The following is a 412-nucleotide window of genomic DNA, read 5'->3' as shown; positions in this document are numbered from 1 at the left end:
GTCTCGTGGGCTCGGGGGAGCTGAAGGGTCACAGGGGAGGAGCGATCGTCCGCCCCAGGTGAGGCGGTGCCACTCGTCGAGAGAGGTGGGCTTTCTGATCCCGTCGTGCTTCTCCCGTCTGCGCCTGGCGGCGACCTCCGACTCGTAGGCCAGCCACACCGACCGCGCTTCCTCCAGCTCCTCCAGCGCGGCTATCAGCAGCGCCGGATCGGGCTCACGGTCGTCCGGGCTGAACCCGTTGCTGGCACACAGGTGGTGCCATGTCGCGCGGTGTCCGTAGGGAGCGAAGCGCTCCAGACACTTGCGGAGCGCCTGGCGGCGCTGCGAGGGATCCCTTCCTGGATCCCGGACCTGCTGTGCGAGGGCTCTGAAGCCAGCCAATCATCCCACCTCCGACGGAGAGGACCCGGAC

General features: G+C 68.7%; 1 protein-coding gene. It reads right to left on the bottom strand.

The features are described from left to right. On the bottom strand, nucleotides 1-381 hold a 381-nt coding region (locus J0695_RS37995; RefSeq protein ID WP_206969389.1), incomplete at its 3' end, for a hypothetical protein. Between the last annotated feature and the right edge of the window lie 31 nt (nucleotides 382-412).

The sequence above is a fragment of the Streptomyces beijiangensis genome (assembly GCF_017315755.1).
Classification (GTDB): domain Bacteria; phylum Actinomycetota; class Actinomycetes; order Streptomycetales; family Streptomycetaceae; genus Streptomyces; species Streptomyces beijiangensis.
The sequence above is the reverse complement of the archived record's forward strand: the minus strand, read 5'-3'. Positions and strand labels throughout refer to the sequence as shown.